Source organism: Haemophilus influenzae (assembly GCF_900475755.1).
In the GTDB taxonomy this organism is placed as follows: Bacteria; Pseudomonadota; Gammaproteobacteria; order Enterobacterales; family Pasteurellaceae; genus Haemophilus; species Haemophilus influenzae_D.
In genome coordinates, this window is record NZ_LS483411.1 from 1,326,962 (window position 1) to 1,346,739 (window position 19,778).

14 protein-coding genes and 1 pseudogene are annotated in these 19,778 nt (G+C 35.6%); 9 read left to right on the forward strand and 6 right to left on the reverse strand.

Annotated features, from left to right (window positions below; translation table 11 throughout):
• Positions 1-7 precede the first annotated feature (7 nt).
• From pstC to phoR, 5 genes are all read left to right on the forward strand, one after another.
• The gene (gene pstC, locus DQN24_RS06550; RefSeq protein WP_111695566.1) at positions 8-955 is read left to right on the forward strand and encodes a phosphate ABC transporter permease subunit PstC; all 948 of its coding nucleotides are present in this window, start codon (positions 8-10) and stop codon (positions 953-955) included.
• Between the two features lies 1 nt (position 956).
• Positions 957-1,805, forward strand: a complete 849-nt coding sequence (pstA, locus tag DQN24_RS06555) for a phosphate ABC transporter permease PstA (protein ID WP_021035193.1) — start codon at positions 957-959, stop codon at positions 1,803-1,805.
• Between the two features lie 9 nt (positions 1,806-1,814).
• Positions 1,815-2,582: a phosphate ABC transporter ATP-binding protein PstB gene (gene pstB / locus DQN24_RS06560; protein WP_021035192.1), complete on the forward strand. Its 768-nt coding sequence runs from the start codon at positions 1,815-1,817 to the stop codon at positions 2,580-2,582.
• A 76-nt stretch (positions 2,583-2,658) separates the two neighbouring features.
• On the forward strand, positions 2,659-3,354 hold the full coding sequence (gene phoB / locus DQN24_RS06565; protein WP_021035191.1) for a phosphate regulon transcriptional regulator PhoB: 696 nt from the start codon (positions 2,659-2,661) through the stop codon (positions 3,352-3,354).
• Positions 3,351-4,616 (forward strand): phosphate regulon sensor histidine kinase PhoR, encoded by a 1,266-nt coding sequence (phoR, locus tag DQN24_RS06570; RefSeq protein WP_050847119.1) that lies wholly within the window; start codon positions 3,351-3,353, stop codon positions 4,614-4,616. Before phoB ends, phoR begins: the two co-directional genes overlap by 4 nt.
• Before the next feature lie 797 nt (positions 4,617-5,413).
• Here the strand turns inward: phoR and sbcB are convergent.
• From sbcB to mukF, 6 genes and pseudogenes are all read right to left on the reverse strand, one after another.
• Positions 5,414-6,835: an exodeoxyribonuclease I gene (gene sbcB, locus DQN24_RS06575; protein WP_111695567.1), complete on the reverse strand. Its 1,422-nt coding sequence runs from the start codon at positions 6,833-6,835 to the stop codon at positions 5,414-5,416.
• A 12-nt stretch (positions 6,836-6,847) separates the two neighbouring features.
• Positions 6,848-7,723 carry a DMT family transporter gene (locus tag DQN24_RS06580; RefSeq protein WP_005670976.1) on the reverse strand — a complete coding sequence of 292 codons (876 nt, stop codon included), beginning with the start codon at positions 7,721-7,723 and terminating at the stop codon, positions 6,848-6,850.
• Positions 7,724-7,726: 3 nt separating this feature from the next.
• Positions 7,727-8,634: pseudogene (locus DQN24_RS06585) on the reverse strand (DUF5655 domain-containing protein).
• A gap of 75 nt (positions 8,635-8,709) precedes the next feature.
• Positions 8,710-13,242 carry a chromosome partition protein MukB gene (gene mukB, locus DQN24_RS06590; protein WP_111695568.1) on the reverse strand — a complete coding sequence of 1,511 codons (4,533 nt, stop codon included), beginning with the start codon at positions 13,240-13,242 and terminating at the stop codon, positions 8,710-8,712.
• Positions 13,242-13,976, reverse strand: a complete 735-nt coding sequence (gene mukE / locus DQN24_RS06595) for a chromosome partition protein MukE (RefSeq protein ID WP_111695569.1) — start codon at positions 13,974-13,976, stop codon at positions 13,242-13,244. Before mukE ends, mukB begins: the two co-directional genes overlap by 1 nt.
• Before the next feature lie 148 nt (positions 13,977-14,124).
• Positions 14,125-15,459 carry a chromosome partition protein MukF gene (gene mukF, locus DQN24_RS06600; RefSeq protein WP_111695570.1) on the reverse strand — a complete coding sequence of 445 codons (1,335 nt, stop codon included), beginning with the start codon at positions 15,457-15,459 and terminating at the stop codon, positions 14,125-14,127.
• A gap of 149 nt (positions 15,460-15,608) precedes the next feature.
• Here mukF and ttcA point away from each other — a divergent pair, with 149 nt between their 5' ends.
• The 4 genes from ttcA (at position 15,609) to DQN24_RS06620 (ending at position 19,759) form a co-directional block, all read left to right on the forward strand.
• Positions 15,609-16,550 carry a tRNA 2-thiocytidine(32) synthetase TtcA gene (ttcA, locus tag DQN24_RS06605; protein ID WP_111695571.1) on the forward strand — a complete coding sequence of 314 codons (942 nt, stop codon included), beginning with the start codon at positions 15,609-15,611 and terminating at the stop codon, positions 16,548-16,550.
• A 1-nt stretch (position 16,551) separates the two neighbouring features.
• Positions 16,552-16,887 (forward strand): TusE/DsrC/DsvC family sulfur relay protein, encoded by a 336-nt coding sequence (locus DQN24_RS06610; RefSeq protein WP_005656764.1) that lies wholly within the window; start codon positions 16,552-16,554, stop codon positions 16,885-16,887.
• Positions 16,888-17,005: 118 nt separating this feature from the next.
• On the forward strand, positions 17,006-17,215 hold the full coding sequence (locus DQN24_RS06615; RefSeq protein ID WP_005631673.1) for a TOBE domain-containing protein: 210 nt from the start codon (positions 17,006-17,008) through the stop codon (positions 17,213-17,215).
• Positions 17,216-17,332: 117 nt separating this feature from the next.
• Positions 17,333-19,759 carry a TonB-dependent receptor plug domain-containing protein gene (locus DQN24_RS06620; RefSeq protein ID WP_111695572.1) on the forward strand — a complete coding sequence of 809 codons (2,427 nt, stop codon included), beginning with the start codon at positions 17,333-17,335 and terminating at the stop codon, positions 19,757-19,759.
• The last annotated feature ends 19 nt before the right edge of the window (positions 19,760-19,778 follow it).

Genomic DNA, 19,778 nt, shown 5'->3' on the forward strand with positions numbered 1-19,778 from the left:
AATACTTATGCTCACAAAAAGTCGGAAATATTTTAATCAAACATGGATTGAATCATTATTCAAACAGACTACGGCATTGTTTGCTTTGCTTGTGTTTATTTTACTTGCTGCTATTTTAATTTCTTTAGTCATAGGAAGTTGGGAGAGTATTAAACGTTTTGGTGGGAGTTTTCTATTAGAAACATATTGGGACCCTGTACAAGAACAATATGGGGCAATTATTCCTATTTTAGGTACGCTTATTACGGCGAGTATCGCATTATTTATCGCAGTACCCATTTCATTTGGTATTGCAATCTTTTTAACGGAGCTAGCTCCCAATTGGCTAAAACGTCCTATAAGCATTGCAATTGAAATGCTAGCTGCAATTCCTTCTATTATTTACGGAATGTGGGGGTTGTTTGTTTTCGTTCCATTATTTCAAGAACATATTCAGCCTGTACTAATTGACAATTTGGGTAATTTACCTGGATTAGAATTATTTTTTTCTGGCGTACCTTTTGGTGTTGGTTTATTTACGGCAGGATTAGTGCTTGCCATAATGATCATTCCTTTTATTGCATCCGTAATGCGAGATGTCTTTAGTGTAGTACCACCAATGTTAAAAGAAGGTGCTTATGGATTAGGTGCAACCACTTGGGAAGTGGTTCGACAAGTGATTGTACCACACACTAGAATAGGGCTTGTTGGGAGTGTGATGCTAGGATTGGGAAGAGCATTGGGCGAAACAATGGCTATCACTTTTATTATAGGTAATACGTTTCAATTGCCTAATTCCTTATTTTCACCTTCTACCTCAATCGCATCTGCTATTGCTAACGAATTTAATGAAGCAGGTGGATTACAAAAATCTGCATTGATGGAATTAGGACTACTCCTCTTTGTTATCACAACTATGGTATTGATTTTATCAAGATTAATGATTACAAAAATGCAACAAACAAAAGGGAAATAAGATGAAAACTAATCAAAACTTGCGTTTTTATTGGCGTAAAACACACAATAAATTAATGTTAGGGCTTTCCTATATTTCAGTAATTATCGGCTTATTTTGGTTGTGTTGGATATTATTCACTCTAATTACCAAAGGCATTCCAGCTTTATCAATTGATTTATTCACACAATCTACCCCTGCCCCTAATGAAAAAGGGGGATTGTTAAATGCACTGATTGGTTCGTTTTTTATTGTCGGTGCGGGTACATTGATAGGCACTCCTATGGGGGTATTGGCAGGGACGTATTTAGCAGAATATGGTCGTTATAGCCGTTTCGCACAAATTACCCGTTTTCTTAATGATATTCTTCTTTCTGCCCCTTCTATTATTATTGGTTTGTTTGTTTACAGCTTATATGTATCAAAAATCGAGCATTTTTCAGGGTGGGCTGGAGCATTCGCATTAGCTTTATTGCTTATTCCTATCGTGGTACGCACTACGGACAATATGTTATTACTTGTACCAAATAATTTACGTGAAGCAGCGGCAGCTCTTGGTTGCTCTCAATGGCAAGTTATTATGATGATTTGTTATCGAGCAGCTAAATCAGGGATTTTAACTGGCGTGCTATTGGCAGTTGCCCGAATTTCAGGAGAAACTGCACCGCTATTATTTACCGCACTGTCTAATCAATTTCTATCTTGGAATATGAATGAACCTATCGCAAATTTACCTGTAGTTATTTATCAATATGCAGCAAGTCCTTTTACAGATTGGAATAATCTAGCTTGGGCAGGTGCAGCTCTAGTAACATTATTTGTGCTTTGCTTAAACATTTTCACTCGACTCTTCTTTCAACATAAAAAATAATGAGGCAATATGATTAGTCTACAAGAAACCAAAATAGCTGTGCAAAATCTAAATTTCTACTATGAGGATTTTCATGCATTAAAAAACATTAATTTACGTATCGCTAAGAATAAAGTGACCGCCTTTATTGGTCCTTCAGGTTGCGGTAAATCTACTTTATTGCGGAGTTTTAATCGGATGTTTGAGCTATATCCAAATCAAAAAGCTACTGGTGAAATTAATTTAGACGGTGAAAATTTACTCACAACAAAGATGGATATTTCTCTGATTCGTGCTAAGGTTGGTATGGTTTTCCAAAAACCAACGCCATTTCCAATGTCGATTTATGATAATATTGCATTCGGTGTTCGTTTGTTTGAAAAATTATCAAAAGAAAAGATGAATGAACGAGTAGAATGGGCATTGACTAAGGCCGCTCTTTGGAATGAAGTGAAAGATAAATTACATAAAAGCGGAGATAGTTTATCTGGCGGACAACAGCAACGCTTGTGCATTGCTCGAGGAATTGCTATTAAACCTAGTGTGTTGTTGCTCGATGAACCTTGTTCGGCATTAGATCCTATTTCGACTATGAAAATTGAAGAACTCATTACGGAGTTAAAACAAGATTATACTGTGGTTATGGTAACTCATAATATGCAACAAGCTACACGTTGCTCCGACTATACGGCATTTATGTATTTGGGTGAATTAGTTGAATTTGGTCAAACACAACAAATTTTTGATAGACCTAAGATACAACGTACAGAAGATTATATTCGCGGTAAAATGGGGTAGTTAAAAAGTAAAAGTTTGGTGAGAATGTATTATTTCTCACTTCACTTTTATGCCATAAATCAAATGAAGGAGTATTATGACAAGAAAAATTCTGATAGTTGAAGATGAATGTGCAATCCGTGAAATGATCGCACTGTTTTTATCTCAAAAATACTATGATGTGATTGAAGCGAGCGATTTCAAAACAGCGATAAACAAGATAAAAGAAAATCCTAAACTAATATTATTGGATTGGATGCTACCTGGTCGTTCAGGTATACAATTTATACAGTATATTAAAAAGCAAGAAAGCTATGCTGCGATTCCCATTATTATGCTCACAGCTAAAAGTACAGAAGAAGATTGTATTGCCTGTTTAAATGCAGGGGCTGATGACTACATCACTAAACCCTTTTCACCTCAAATTTTATTAGCTCGCATTGAGGCAGTATGGAGGAGAATTTATGAACAACAAAGTCAATTTATACAAATCGATGAACTTTCCATTGATGAAAATGCTCAGAGAGTGTTTTTCCAACAGCAGGAAATTAATTTAAGTAGTACAGAATTTAAATTGTTACATTTTTTTATGAAGCACCCTGAAAAAGTTTATTCTAGAGAACAATTGTTAAATCGTATTTGGCATAATGATCTAGAAGTTGAATATCGCACTGTTGATAGCTATATTCGCCGTTTACGCCGCAATTTAGCCCCTTTTCAATGTGAACATTACATCCAAACAGTTCGAGGATCTGGTTATCGATTTTCTAGTTATTTACGAGATAAACAATGAAAAAAATATTGAATTTTATTGTTGAAATAAATTTGGCAATCATTATTTCCTTATTTACTTCTGATTTTATTCTTTGGTTTGCAATAATACTTTTATTAATTTTAGCTTGGCATCATATTAATGAATATCGTTTACTCAAATATCTCAATTTAAAGCAAGATAATAAATTCTCTTTATTACAATTAGGAACATTCTCTCAAACTGAAGCCTACCATCGTCATCGAATTTACAAAGAAAAATGTGCAAGTTTACGTTTGTTATCTCAAATAAATAAAAATATTAAGTATTTACCAGATGCAATTATTATCTGTCAGCATAATGGTAATATTTCTTGGTGTAATTCAATTGCGCAACAGATGTTTGATTTTTGTTGGAATAAAAAAGTCCAGAAAAATATTTTTGATGTTATTTTTTATGAACAATTTAAACATTATTTTTTTCAGTCAAAAAAAAGACGACCGTTAGTACTATTAACTTATAATCAACGTTATATTGAGGTGCAGTCGCACGCTTATAATTCTCATATGATTTTAGTTGTCGCTCGAGATATTACAGATATGATTCATTTACTTAATTCACGCCAAAAATTCTTGAGTAACATTAATCACGAGCTACGTACTCCATTAACCGTATTACAAGGTTACTTAGAAATTCTTGCAGATAATAATACTCAGAACCCTCTACAAAAAAAGGCTATTTTTGCAATGCAAGAGCAAAGCCAACGAATGGAACATCTATTACAACAATTTAATTTTTTAGCAAAAATAGAAACAACTTCAGATAAGGATTTTCGTACATTTGATATGTCAGCCATGATAAATTCTTTAAGAAAAGATACAGATATATTAAATACTTATAATCATCACATTGAATTTATTATTCAACCTAATATCATTATTTTTGGAAATGAATTTCAACTAAGAAGTGCCGTTTCAAATTTAATTTATAATGCTATTAAGCATTCTGGTAAACAGTGTCATATTCAAATTAAATGGGAAACTTGTGAACAGGGTATTAAATTTAACGTGATAGATAATGGTGTTGGCATATCACCACAGCATATTCCACATTTAACAGAACGTTTTTATAGAGTTGATGAATCTCGTAGCCATTTAACTGGTGGAAGTGGTTTAGGACTAGCTATTGTGAAGCATACTTTATTACAATATCATTCTCATTTAAATATTGAAAGTACTGAAACGAAGGGTAGTAGTTTTTCGTTTATCATACCTAAACGCTTTGTCATATCAAAAAAAGAATAAAGAAATTCAATGATAACACGTTGCAAGTATTAGCTGACACGGTAGTAAATAACACATCAGAAAATCGAAAATGGTGGGCTAGTGGAGAACTTAGATACATAAAAAACACAGCTTGGTAGTTTTTCACCCATCTAAACTTTTACTATGGAGCTTGATTGCTTGATGGAAAACGTATTTTATTTAATAAGTTAAAAGTTCTAAACAGGAAACTTATATTATTTACATTATGTAGCAGTGGCTAAATCACCTAAATCTTTATCAATCAAACATAAATCTTTATCAATCAAGCATAAATCTTTAAATGCTGCAGCACTTTCACACCCATGAATGTAAATAAACGTCATAGTATGGCTCTAAATTAATTTACTCGTTCATCTTATCTGTGATGATTTGATTAAGTATAACTAATTAAGAGAGGAGAAATAATCTCTTCATAACCTATAATTAAAGTTACTTTGCATTTTTATAATTTAACATAATATACATTATGCGAAATTAGTTATCTGGTTAGCAAAAACTACGGATTAAATAAATCACAGAGTTATGCACAAGTCACGGATACTAGCAAAACAAGACAAAATAAGGCTATATAACACGTTGTAACGTGTTGTTTTATAGAGTTATTGAATGGAAGAATGAAAATGTAAAGGCAATGTAAAGGTAGAATAAGCTAAATTTATGTGATTGCGCTACGTAAAATCTGGAGAATTTCTTGGATAATTATTCCCAGAAAAAACAACAAAAAAAGCACGTTTTTCTTAAAACGTGCTTTTTGACAAAATGTGACAACGTATTGACTAGCCTAGTAGTTTTATACCATATTCATATACTTGTTGCAGTAAAGATAGTTTTTCATGGTTATCTGAATGTTCCTCTGCTAAACGTTGTAAACTTGATTCAAAATTTACCGCACTTTTTTCAAGTTTATTCTGTCTATATTTCTGCCATTTAATTTGTTCAGCGCGTGTAAGGGTTTTATAAAAATGGCGAGCTCGATAATGGAACAATAATTCAGGGATACGTTTATCTTCAAAAGCTAAACCATGTTCAGCTAATTTTTCCGCAGGTAAACTACGTAAAATAGACATATTATTTTTATCAGCATTGCTGAAAAAGCCATTGTATAGCTCAGTTTCCACATTATCATTTGATTCAAATTGACGTTCTTCATTAAAAATATCCGTCACTTTTTCACGAATATCAAAAGATGCTCGTAATTTTGCAAGATTATCCAAGCATAATTGACGATCAATACCCAAGCGATTTGCTGTTTCTGGCAACAAGGTTTTGGCTGGCGCTAAAATAGGACATTTATTGATATGCACAAGCTTTAATGGGATGGATGAAACTCCCCTTTCTTCTAATTCCAATTTTTTGGTATATAAATCTGCCCGTAATTCATCCGCACTTTTGGCTAATAAATTATCGATATCGCCAGTTAAATCACAAACAATAAGTGCATTTTGATTTGTCGGATGCCAAGCTAAAGGGGCAACCCAAGTGCAATTTCCACGATAATTCCCTAACATCCCAGAAACATGCACTAAAGGTGTCATTGCGCCTGTATCAACCAATTTTTCGATTTCTTTTTTACCGCGATTTTCAAAGAAATATTGGAATAATTTAGGCTGTTTTTCTTTAATTAATTTCGCCATAGCAATAGTTGCATATACATCAGCCATTGCATCATGAGCATTTTCATGCTCAATACCATTTGCTTTAGTGAGTTTTTCTAAGCGGAAACTTGGCATTCCATCATCGTCATAAGCCCAATTAATCCCTTCTGGACGCAAGGCATAACAAGCTCGTACTAAATCTAACAAATCCCAGCGTGAATTCCCGTTTTTCCAACTGTATTCATAAGGATCAATAAAATTACGATAAAACGTATAACGCGTCATTTCATCATCGTAACGAATGTTGTTATAACCCATTACGCAAGTATCGGGCTGTGAGAATTCTGTCAAGATTCTTGCGGCAAATTCAGGCTCTGAAAGCCCCTTTTCATTACATTCTTGTGGCGTAATTCCTGTTACCATTACCGCTTCAGGAGCCGGTAAATAATCGTTGGTTTGTTTACAATAAAACATTATTGGTTCGCCAATAATATTAAAATCAGCGTCTGTACGAATACCCGCAAATTGCGCAGGACGATCTGTTGCGGGATTTACACCAAAACTTTCATAATCGTAAATAAAAAAGCTGAAATCTTTTGCCATGACTACTCTCTTTTACGCAATAAGTTTATCTAAATAATATAGGCAGAAAATAGCTGATAAACTAAAAATAATACCTATCCAATTTAGCTTACTGATTTTTTCTTTAAAAACTAATGCGCCAATTATCGTACCCAAGCAAATCACGCCAATATTCATTCCCGCAAAAACAAGCGTTGGATTTCCAGCAAAACTTTGATGTGCTTTTATATAGAATAAAATATTAAAGAAATTCAATACCCCTAAAACGATGCCGCCAATTACACTTGATGATGTCCATTGGGCTCGTTTTAAGAATAAATAGATAAACATAACACAAGCTGCAAGCGAAAAAGAAATAAACAATGTAGCAGGAAATGCACCGCCGCTTTTCGCAACTTGCTTGAATAAAATATCAATAATGCCATACCCAAACCACACGCCAATTAATCCTAAAACACCTTTAAAATTCACCGCACTTTGCCCTTGATTTGGCTTAGTTAATAAACAAAATAAACCAATAAAGGCTAATACAACGCCAGTGATTTTAGATTGACTTAGTGTTTCATGAAAAATTAAAAATGCCGATAAAATAGGAAGAAACAACGAAAGACGTTGTGCAGCATCAGAACGTACAATTCCAGCAAACTCCACCGCTTTTGACATAATAATAAACACGCTAGGTAGCAATAAACCTAGTGCTAAAAAAATGGGTGAGTTTTCGCTTTGTACAATGTAATCAGTAAATTCTAAGCCTTTAAAATCAGGTTTGAGTAAGAAATAACTAAAAGTAATGGCTGTGATGTAGTTGAATGCGATAGCTTGTTCAATAATAATATTTTTTTTACGGGCAATTTTTAGTAAAACTGAAACCGCTACGCTACAAAGAATGGCAAGAATAAGATTGTGCATTTATTAATCCTTAATAGCTTGTTTAATTAAACTCATAATGTATTCAAGATATTGGGTACTTTCAATGGTAATTTCATAATCCCCATTCCCCCAGTGACCTGTATTAGATACATTTTTTGCTAAATTTTTAGGATCATCTAACTCTCCATAAGGAAGATTAATCCAAATTTTTAAATTCTTTTGTTGGATACGAATATCTGCAATATTTCGATCTTTTTTGAATGCAATGTAAAGTTTTCTAGTATTAATTTCGATATTAGGATCTAAATTTAAAATGCCTTGTTTAAAATCTTCGTATAGTTCTTGAATAAAATCTGATTTATCACTTAAGTGATCAGATTCTTGATAAACTTTTATTTCTTTTAATGTAGAAAATTCTTCATTTTTTTCAATAGAAACAGCTTTAATATTCGGTGCTGATTTTGATTTATTAATAATATTGAGCGTAATAATATCATTATCAAAGCGATTAACTTCCCATAATTCAATAGGTAAATCTTTAAAATTTGTGGCTTGAATTTGGAAATCATTAAAAGTAGGTGAAACAAAAATCACCTTAGATTGTGACCATCCACATCATTTCTTTTAAGTGGGGCTTTTTGCTTTTCATTATATTCCACAATAAAATCAGCTTTATATTCAAGCATCAAATTAAGATAAGAAATCCCTTGATCAACCACACTAGAATTTTGTTGTCTTTTATATTCAATAATGACAAAGGCTTGAGTTTCAGGATCAAAAGCTAAGGTATCAATACGCGAATTTTTAATAGAAAATTCTGAGCGAATAAAAATATAGCCACTTAATAAGGTAAGATTTTCTTCAAATAAACGCTGAATATCCTTTTCCAGCTTAAATTTTTGCTGCTTCAGCTGTGATAATTGTCCTTTTTTTGACGTAAAGATTTTCATTATTCCTTCCTTAAAGGCTTAAGTGCGGTCAAAAACACCGAAGTTTTCAATCGCACTTCTCTATTTTTTATATTCTTATTCTGTCACACCGAATCCACGTAAACCAACAACGTGTACATGCTCTTGGTTGCCTGCGATTTTACGCACGAGTTTATAGGTTGTACCTTTTTCTGGGCTAATGTTTTCTGGCGCAGCAATAAGTAACTGCATATCTAAACGTTCGCAAAGCTCAAATAAGGTAGAAATAGATTTACCGTCTAAACGCGCTGCTTCATCTAAGAACAACAAGCGACAAGGCACAATATCTTTACCACGAATTCGACGGCTTTCTTCTTCCCAGCTTTGAACAACCATTAAGAGAATTGACATACCTGTACCGATAGCTTCACCAGTCGAAAGTGCGCCACTTTCAGCGCGTAACCAACCATCAGCGCCACGGAATACTTCCACTTCAAGCTCAAGATAATTACGGTAATCTAACAATTCTTCGCCGATTGTTTGTGCTGTGCGTTGTCCCATATCAATATGTGGATTAATGCGTTGATAGAGCTTCGCCATAGCTTCAGAGAAAGTGATGCGGTTATCGTTGAATAAATCTTGATATTCATCTTGCTGACCAGAAAGTGCGTCCAACAACATGGCATGGGTATCACGAATATTCACTACCAAACGAACAGATTTCACCTGACCGAACGCAATGTTTTGTAAACCTTGGTTAAGCATACGAATACGATTTTGTTCACGCTGAATCGTTTTACGCATAATATTTGCAACACTTTCAGAACTGATAGCCAATTTTTTCTCACGGCCAGTTAATTCAGCCGTTAAACGAGAAAGCTCAATTTCCATTTGTTCAATGGCATCAATTGGATCATCGGTTTTAATGATGTCTTGACGAATACGTTCACGTAGATGCTGATACACCGCAATAAAGAACCGAACTTTATTTTCAAGTTTACGACTATCTTCAGACATTCTTAGACTATCACGTAGATATTCATTATCTGCCACCGCTGTACGCAACGCACCTAATGCTTTATCCGACATTGAACGTAATTCATCTGCAGATAAATAAGCAAGCTCTCGGCGATTGAGGCGTTTTTCCATATCAGAATTACGTGATAGACGTAAAACTACACACCAACTCACTTTCGCTGCCACCACTAATTCACGTTGAGTTTTATAATCACGTTCAGTTTTGCGGATTAGACGATTTAAGTTGTCAGCTTCGCTTTCAATTAATGTGAGTTGTTTTTCTACATAAGACCGACGCTGACGGCTCGTTGAAAGTTGTTGATGTAATTCATCACGACGGATACGCGCGCGTTCTTCAGCACCATCATCAGCTCTCACGCCAAGATCGCTAATCTCACCAATCAATTCATTTAAAAGCTGATATTTACTATCGTAAGAACTTTGTAACTGAATTAATATGCGGTTATATTCAGCAAATTGGCTTTGTTTTTGGCGAACTTGCTCACGTTGCATATCTCGCTGAGCCTGCATTTGTTCTAAACGTTGGCGAAGTTTTTCGTTAAGTTCAGAAGTTTCAGCCTGCCCTGTATCTTCATAACCAAAATGCGGTTTACGTTGTACAACATCAGCTAACGCAAATGCACGTTGTTGAACTTGTTTTTGACGCTCAATCGCTTGAGTTAATTCATTTTTTAAGCCTTCGTAATTTTCTGGATCACTTTGTAAACTATTGGCAATAGGCTCTAATTGTGACAACGTTACGCCATGCTGACGAATAAAATATTCATCTTGCTCTGCAATATCTAATTGCTCACGACATTCTTCAATACGATCAATTAAATCTTCATCAGTCAATACATTGAGCTGTGGAATTAACTTGTTGAGTAACTGTAGTTTTTCTTTTGCATTATCTAATTGAATGCGTAATTGTTGTTCGCCGTTATTGAATTGATTTAATTCACGATCAATTTCATTGCGTTCGCGATTAATTTCAGACATTAACGCTTCTGGATTTGGCTGGAACGCAAGTGACAGATGCAACCCAACAAATTGGCTGAAATGTTCGTGTAAACGTTGGCATTTTTGTACATCAAATGCAATTTGTGCATGTTGTTCTGCCACTTCATCACGTTCAATTTGTAATTCTTCTAAACGTTTTTCACGTGCTGCACGCCCGAATAATGGGATTTCAGGGAATCTTGAATAGCGTAATTCACGATCTGAAACTTGCACTACAACACCCAGCTCAAGTTCTTGTGCAGATAATACGCTGTCGTCAAATGCGGTAGGATCGCCTTCAATTAAATACAAATCATCAGGACAATCTTCTAATTGCGCAAGTTGTTCACGCACAGCATTGAGATCACGCACAACAATAGCATGACGTGCAGGCCCGTAAAGTGCGGAAAAATAAGGCGCATCTTCAATGGTTACATCATCGTAAAGCTCTGAAAGCAACACCCCACCAAAACGTTCTGTCAGCATATTTAAACGTGGATCTTCTGAACCATCTGGCTGACTTAAACGAGAAATTTGTTCATCTAATTGCAAACGTTTTTGTTCAAGTTGATCACGCTGCATCGTGAGTTCACGTTCTTTCACAAGTTGTGATTGCATAAAATTCATCACATCTTGGCTATATTCAAACGTCTCGCCACTTTGCTGCTCTAAACGTTCTAATGCAGCTTGAGCTGTCAGCCATGCCGGTGCTTTACGCGCATTTTCATCATAAAGTGCGGTTAAATTTTCACGTTTTTGACGAAGCGTAGAACGGTTTTCCACTTGTTCTGAAAGTCTTGCTGAAATATCTTCAATTAACGCTTCTTGCTCGGCGTGATAATCCTCTAATTCTTCTGCCGTTTGTAAACTTAAATTAGCACGTTGATTAAAATCATTAAGTAATTTGACCGCACTTTGTTGTTGTGCATAACGTTGCTCAAGTTCATGTAATTTTGTGCGAAGTTGTGGCGTTTGTTGTGCCTGCAATTTTTGGCTTGGATATTCACGTAATAATTCTTTCGCACTTTCCCACGCCGCAGAACGAGGCATTTCCCCCGCAATTTTGCATACCAATTGATACGCTTTATCAAACTGAGATTTCGCTGCTTCAGAAATAGACATTTTGTGCTCAAGCTCAAGTATGGTTTCCGTTAAACTTTCTGCATGGGCTTCAAATTCTGTGTGATAATCTTCTACATTTTTAACACTTAAATCCGCTAAACCGCATAATGTTTTCGCTTTTTCAAGAGCAGCAATGGCTTGTTGATATTGAAGCGCGCGAGTTTGTTGGGCATCTAATGCTTGTTGATAATCTGCTAATTGGGCTCGTACAGCGTCAATTTCAATTTCAGTTTGCTCAAATTGGGCTTGGCTTTCTTCTAACGCATCATTCGCATCTTCAACCACTATTTTTTGTTCTTCTAAACGCTCGGTGAGTTCTGCAATATCTTCTTGATAGCGCGTGATTTTTTCTTGGTGACGCAAAGCGTTTAACACTAAGTTAAGATAATCAACCGCACTTTGGTGATCAACTTCTAAAGTACGTTCATTTTCTGCCAATTCAGCCGCTTCTCGACTTAAATCAACTAAACGATGTTGAGATAAATTCTGCTCTGCTTTTGCTTTATACCACTCGCGACGAGATTCTAATGCAGCCTCAATATTGCCACGGCGTTCATTCGCATTACGCATATAATCCGAAGCAACATAATTAGTGGTTTCAGTAATTAAATGTTTAAATAAATTGCGATCTGATTGCGTGACCTTAATCGCCTCTAAAGTCATACGGTTCTCACGCAATGCACTTTCCATATCTTGGAAAGCTTTGCGCACACCTAAATTTTCTGGCAATAAATAGTCACGTAAAGAGCGTGTGATTGCACTGGAAATACCGCCGTATAAAGATGCTTCGATAAGTTTATAGAATTTGCTTCGGTCTGATGCTGAACGTAAACGTTTCGGAATAATACCTAAATCGAACATCATGCCGTGATAATCGGTGATGGAATGATATTGTTTAAATTGTGCACCGATATTTTCAATTTTATCTTTGAGTTCGTTTAAATTAAGGACGCGAGCTTGACGTTCGCCCACGGTTTCTGTGAAAAGTGCGGTCGGATTTTGAGATAATTCTACACCTTGAATTGAAAACGTTTTTAAATCAACCTTTTTATCACGACCCGCAATTTGCTGCAGACGCACACCGACAAGAATACGTTGATGACGTGAGTTAATGGTATCTAATACCGCGTAACAAACACCTGGACGCAATTTACCATGTAAACCTTTATCGCGAGAACCGCCTGTGGAGCCAGCCTCTGTTGTATTACGGAAATGTAAAAGGGTTAAATCTGGAATTAATGCGGTCACAAATCCAGCCATTGTGGTTGATTTACCTGCGCCGTTACCACCAGAAAGTGTGGTAACTAATTCGTCTAAATCGAAAGTACGGGCAAAAAAACCATTCCAGTTAATTAAGGTTAAAGAACGGAATTTACCACGCTCTACACCATTGTTTGCCGTCATGCTAAAAGGCATAGGTTCTTCAACGATTTCTTCGACGTTTTCATTTTCCATAATGACTTCATCGCTCTCTAATTCGATTTCATTTTCTAATTCAAAAACATCAGACATTATTCTTGTTCTCCGTCAAATTCTTCGTCAATTTCATCCGCACTTTCTACATCGTTTTCCATTAATTGTGCTTGTTTTTCCAACGCTAAGGATTCAGGTGTTGCCGCTTCCCCATCACGAATGAGTCGAGCTTGCGCCTCTAATGGATCATCTCCGCTACGCACTTCCGCCCCAAAACGAAATACAGATTCAGAAATCGTAAATTTCCCACTATTCTGTTCGCCAACAGTTTGAATCATACCTAAACGACGTAAACGTCCGATTGCTGCTCGCACTTTTTCTGCCAATTTTTGTTTATCTAAGTCAGAACCACTTGAACGCTGATTAACTGCTTTTAATAATTTTCCTTCATCAGCAAGATTTAATAATTCATCATATACTTCTTGCGTACTGAAAATGCCCTGTTGAGCTAAACGTTCTGGGCTTAAATAAAGATAACAAAGCACTTTACCAACAAGCATTTCCAGCTCAGAAAGTACTGAACGCGCAATTAATGTCGTTGCTTTCGGACGAAGATAGAAAAAGCCTTCTGGAGCACGAATGAGTTCCACGTTATAGCGGCGATAAAATCCATCTAATTCATTTTGGAAATCCATTAAAAAGGCGTGATTATCTAAATGCTCCGTGCTGATATGGCGACCGGAACGTAACAGGCTATCCACCGCTGGAAATATTGGATTTGCAATCGCCACAGCGAGTTTTGGGGAAATTACATCTTGAAGGTTGTCTGTCATAGGTTATTTCTCTATTAAAACTTTATTCAGTTACTTTCTTTGTTAATCATTATTGCCAAATCTCCCCTAGTCCCTCTTTGCTAAAAAGGGTTTGGGCATATTTAACAGAAGTAATTCCGTCGAAATTAGCTTTTAAATTATCTTAAAATCAATACTTATCAATCACATGTGCTTGCACTTCTGCGCCACGTTTATTAATTGCTTGCCAAGCTGGATAAATACCCGATAAATCATCATTCGCCATACCAAGGCGTACTGCTTGATCAACAATGATTCGAGCCACATCAAAATGACGAGAAAGTGGGTAATTTTCCAGTTGTTCTTTTAACACTAAACTCAAATCAATCGGACGGTTATTTTCACGATAAGCAATCAGTAAGCCTTGCATATGCTCTACAATTTGATCATGTAAATCTGAAAGGGATTCGTATTGCAATTCTTCTGGCAATTCACCTAAAGCATCATCTTCACGCAACACCATTTCTTCATCACGCAGATCGACTAAACGCTCAGCTTGCGCGGTCCATAAGAACCAAGGATGCTCAAAATAATGATGAATAGAATTACGTAAACGTTGTGAGAACACGCGATTTTTATCCATATCAATGGCGGTTCGGATAAATTTATGCACATGGCGGTCATAACCAATCCATAAATCGATGGCTTGTTGTCCCCAGCTAATAATTCGGTCAAGTTTAGATTGTAAATCGGTAATTAATTGATCGATAAAATACAAATCATCACGCCCAATCACACAATCTTGAATACGCAATAATTGCGCTTGAAGTTTATCCCCAGCCGCATTTAGCGTATCTTGCAATTCGCGTAAATTCCCTGATGTTTCATCTAATAAACGTTCACAGCTAGAAATTGCCGCTTGCCAATCTTTAGTAAGAAGCTCTGCAATTTCATTTTTAATACTTTGCTGATTTTCATCCATGATACGTTGTGAAAGATCGATGCTATCAAAAATCTCTGCAACGGAATATTTTAATGGCGCAAACACATTACGACGCCAATAATGTTCACTTTCATTATTCTCCACGCCTTCTTCCGCAGAATCAGAAGCGCGTTGAATTTCATCTGCCACAATGGAAAGTTGCACTGAAAGACGCAATGCAGAAAATTCACGCTGACGAATGTAATAATCAGACACGCCAACACCTAATGGTGTTAAACGATAAATCGCCAAGCCTTCAGTAAATTCGCTACTAAAACGGTTTAACAAACGTTGTTTCACTAATTCATTAATTGCATTATTCGCTCGTGTTGCAATGGCATCGGTGGATTGCTCAAAAGCATTCATCGTGTGGCGGAAAATATCCACAAGATCGGTTTCTAACATTTCGCCGTCTAAACGTTCGTTGTTATAAATTGCAATCGCTAGCAGGAAAACCAAGCGTTCGGTAGGTAAATTCAAAGAAAACTCGCGATCTTTTGCCCAAGAGACGAGTTCAGGAATAGTTTGGGATGTTTCAATCATTGAATTGCAAAGCGTTAAAATTGAACAAAAAATTGGAAAGATTATACAGGATTTTTTACGGATCTTAAAAATCTTCTTTTGAATTGACCGCACTTTTCCTATTTTTCACGTATAATGTGCGCCTTTCATGAATAACTAAAGATAACAGAATGAGCGAATTAACCCAGTTAGCCCAGCAAGAAAAAAAACAAACCTATAATTTCAATAAATTACAAAAACGTCTTCGCCGTAATGTAGGCAACGCCATTGCAGATTTTGGTATGATTGAAGATGGCGATAAAGTCATGGTGTGTTTATCTGGAGGCAAAGACAGTTATACGCTTCTCGATATTTTGTTGAATTTACAGCAAAGTGCACCAATTAAATTTGATATTGTTGCGGTGAACCTAGATCAAAAGCAACCAGGTTTTCCAGAACACGTATTACCTGAATATTTAGAAAGCATTGGCGTAGATTACAAAATCGTACAAGAAAATACTTACGGCATTGTGAAAGAAAAAATTCCAGAAGGAAAAACCACTTGTTCACTCTGCTCTCGCCTACGCCGTGGGATTTTATATCGTACTGCCACAGAACTTGGTGCAACCAAAATCGCTTTAGGGCACCACCGAGACGATATGTTAGCGACGCTATTTTTAAATATGTTTTATGGCGGCAAAATGAAATCAATGCCACCTAAATTAATTTCTGATGATGGTAAACAAATTGTGATTCGTCCGCTTACTTACTGCAAAGAAAAAGATATTGAGAAATATGCCATCGCGAAAGAATTTCCGATTATTCCTTGTAATCTATGTGGCTCACAACCAAATCTTCAACGCCAAGTTGTAAAAGAAATGCTCAATACTTGGGATCGCCAATATCCTGGACGCTTAGAAACTATGTTCAGCGCAATGCAAAACATTACATTGTCACATATGAGTGATCCAAAATTATTTGATTTCAAAGGAATCAAACACGGACAAATGATTAATGGGATTGAAGGCGATACCGCATTTGATGAAGAACAAATCACGCCAATGCAATTTGAGGACGAAGATCAAACTGATTTTTCAAACAACGAAATGATTAACTTTAAAGAAGTGAATTAATATGTTGAATATCAATGGAATTGAAGTTGAAGTTGAAACTGACAAAGACGGTTATTTGCTCCATAGCCAACAATGGAACGAAGATGTCGCTCAAGCTATTGCACAGTTAGAAAATATTGAATTAACTGATGCCCATTGGGAAGTGATTTATTTTGTGCGAGACTTTTATCAAGAATATAACACTTCCCCAGCCATCCGTATGTTGGTAAAAGCCATGGCGGAAAAGCTTGGTGCGGATAAAGGTAATAGCCGCTATTTACAACGCTTATTTCCTGAAGGCCCAGCAAAACAAGCCACAAAATTAGCAGGCTTGCCGAAACCTGCAAAATGCCTATAAAAGTGCGGTCAATTTTCCAAAAGTTTTTAAACACTTGTGTTTTTACTTATGACTTGTCTTTTTTAAGATAAGGAATAAAATACAAGCTCTTTTAAACCCTAACTAACAAAGAAATGTTATGAAAATTAGTGCAAGAAACCAATTAAAAGGTAAAGTTGTTTCAATCGAAAACGGTTCAGTAAATGCAATCGTTCACATTGATATCGGTGGCGGTAACGTGCTTTCTTCTACTGTATCTTTAGCAGCAGTTAAAGAATTAAACTTAGAAGTTGGTAAAGAAGCATACGCGATCATCAAAGCAACCTCTGTAATGGTTGGGGTAGAATAATTTCTTCCTTTATTTCTTTGATACCTATTTTAAGTCGAATTCCCCTTGTATTCATAAATTTTAAAAATATAATGATAATCATTCTTATTTCTATCTTTTATTTTAGGGAACTATACTATGTATCAAAAAAAGCCATTAATGTTGTTATTCTGCTCAACATTTGTCAGTCCATTTATTATGGGGCAAACTGTTGAAACAACCAACAACCAACAACCAACAACCAACAAAAATATATTGCCCGAAATTGTTGTTTATGGCGACAATAATAAATCGCTTTCTTCCGTTAAAACGCTCTCTTCTGACGAGATAAGTAAAACGCCTACATCAAATGGTAATATCACTGATTACCTTCGTTCTAATCCCCATATTCGTTATGAAAATAGTGACCAAAATGGTTTTCAACGTGGAGAAATCAAGCCTGAAAATATTTCAATTAACGGTGCCGATCCAAATCAAACCGCCTACTTTGTTGATAATGTCAATATAAATAATGATCTTGCTATTGATAACAGTATTTTTGACGGTGCTATGCAAGTTGTTCCAGGAATTAGTCACACTCAAGCTTATTTTTTTGATGCGACTATGCTTTCTAAAGTGGAAGTACAAGATAGTAATATTTCTGCGAGCTTAGGTGGCTTTATGGGTGGTGCTGTTATCGCTAAAACGAAACAATATAGTGGCACTGATAGCATAAAACTTAAATATCGCACGACAAATTCCTCTTGGGCAAAAATGGAAGCTGGAGACTCAGTACAAAAAATACTTAAACAAGTAAGACCCGATGATTCTGGTACGGCAGAGTTACAACCTAAATACAATAAACAAACATTCAATATTTTGGCTGAAAAAAGACTAAATGATAATTTAGGAATGGTTTTTGGCTATAGTCGCAGAACATCATCTATTGAACAAAATCGTTTAATTGGCTTTGATAAAAATGCCAATAACAAAGCGCAACTAGACAAACAAAATCATCAACGACTTTCCGATAATCTTTTATTAAATTTCAATTGGACACCGCAAGAAAAAGAACGTATTGAACTCAGTTTACGTTATTCAAATTATAAAGAATTGAAATATTTCAAGGAAAATATAGGTAACAATGTAAGCGATTATCATCAAGCATTGGGGACAACACTAGCTTGGGTGCATTCATTTGACTCTGGCGTTTGGACAAATACTTTAGCATACGATCGTTTTAAAGATAAGCGTAAATCATCCTCGAATAGTGTTGAAACAACATCAGTGTCAGATGAAAATTATAATCCACTTTATAATTTCGAAAAAGGCGGATATGGTAATAGCCGTTTAACCCAAGATAATTTACATTTTTCAACTGAATATATAATGGATCCTTTTTATTTAGCTTCTACCGAGCATTCTATTTCTATTGGTGGAATTTATCAGGCAACTAAATATCAATTCTATCGTCCACAAGATGTTCATTCAAAAATAATATTATCTACTTTGAAAAATGATGGGACTATAGATCGTTCACCTTTACCAGAAAGTACAACATCAAAAGGTCGTGTAAAAACCACCTATCAAAATATCGCTATTTATGCTGAAGATTTAATTAAATGGCGTAAATTTGAATTTCGACCGGGCATTCGTATTGAACGTGATGATTATTTAAAAAATAATAATATCGCCCCGCGCTTTGTTGCACGTTACCGTCCTTGGGATGATACAGGATTTACATTGGGTTTAAATCGTTATTACGGTCGTTCTTTTGCTTCGTTAAAATTAGCGAATGGTATTTTAAAGCTCAATAATGATTCAACACGTCAGCATCAGAACTTTTCATCCCTAAAAAGCCCTTATGCAGATGAATTAAGCTTAAGTTTTGATCAGAATATGGGTAATTTGGCACTCAAACTTGGTTATATTCATCGTGATAATAAAAATCGTATCATATTGAAACGAGGAGAGATTGTAGGGAGAATAAAGAAAAGTAGTTATATTAATGGGCGTCCATTCGGTGTTGATATTTATACTTTCCAACTTAACAATATAGAACCTTGGAAATTAGGTAAAACTTATTGGACTACGTCACTTGGTTTTGATTGGTTAAATACAAAACGAGCTGATGGCGAAGAATTTGATCTGAATAAACTTGTTTCTTTAGATGGTAAATTAATGACTTATCGTGAAATGTTACGACAAGTTAATAGTAACACCGAAGATTGGATTGCTCGTCTAGGTATTGATATGACGATACCAGATTACAATATTACTTGGTCAAATAAAGTGTATATGAAAGCACCAATTCGTCGTTATGATCCAATTAATGAAAATAATGATGACGACAATGCTCCTCCACGCTATCGTAGCTATCATTACGGCAGACATACACAATGGGATAGTAGTATCCGTTGGCAACCCACCATTCGTGGTAAACATAGTGTCTATTTGCAAGTAGATATTTTAAATGTTCTCAATAAAACACGTAAAAATAAAGTCACTACTATTTCCACCAGCGATGAATATGGTGTCTATACGCCTGGGCGTGAATTTTGGCTAGAAGTTGGCTATCAATTCTAATTATCTTCAATGTATAGGG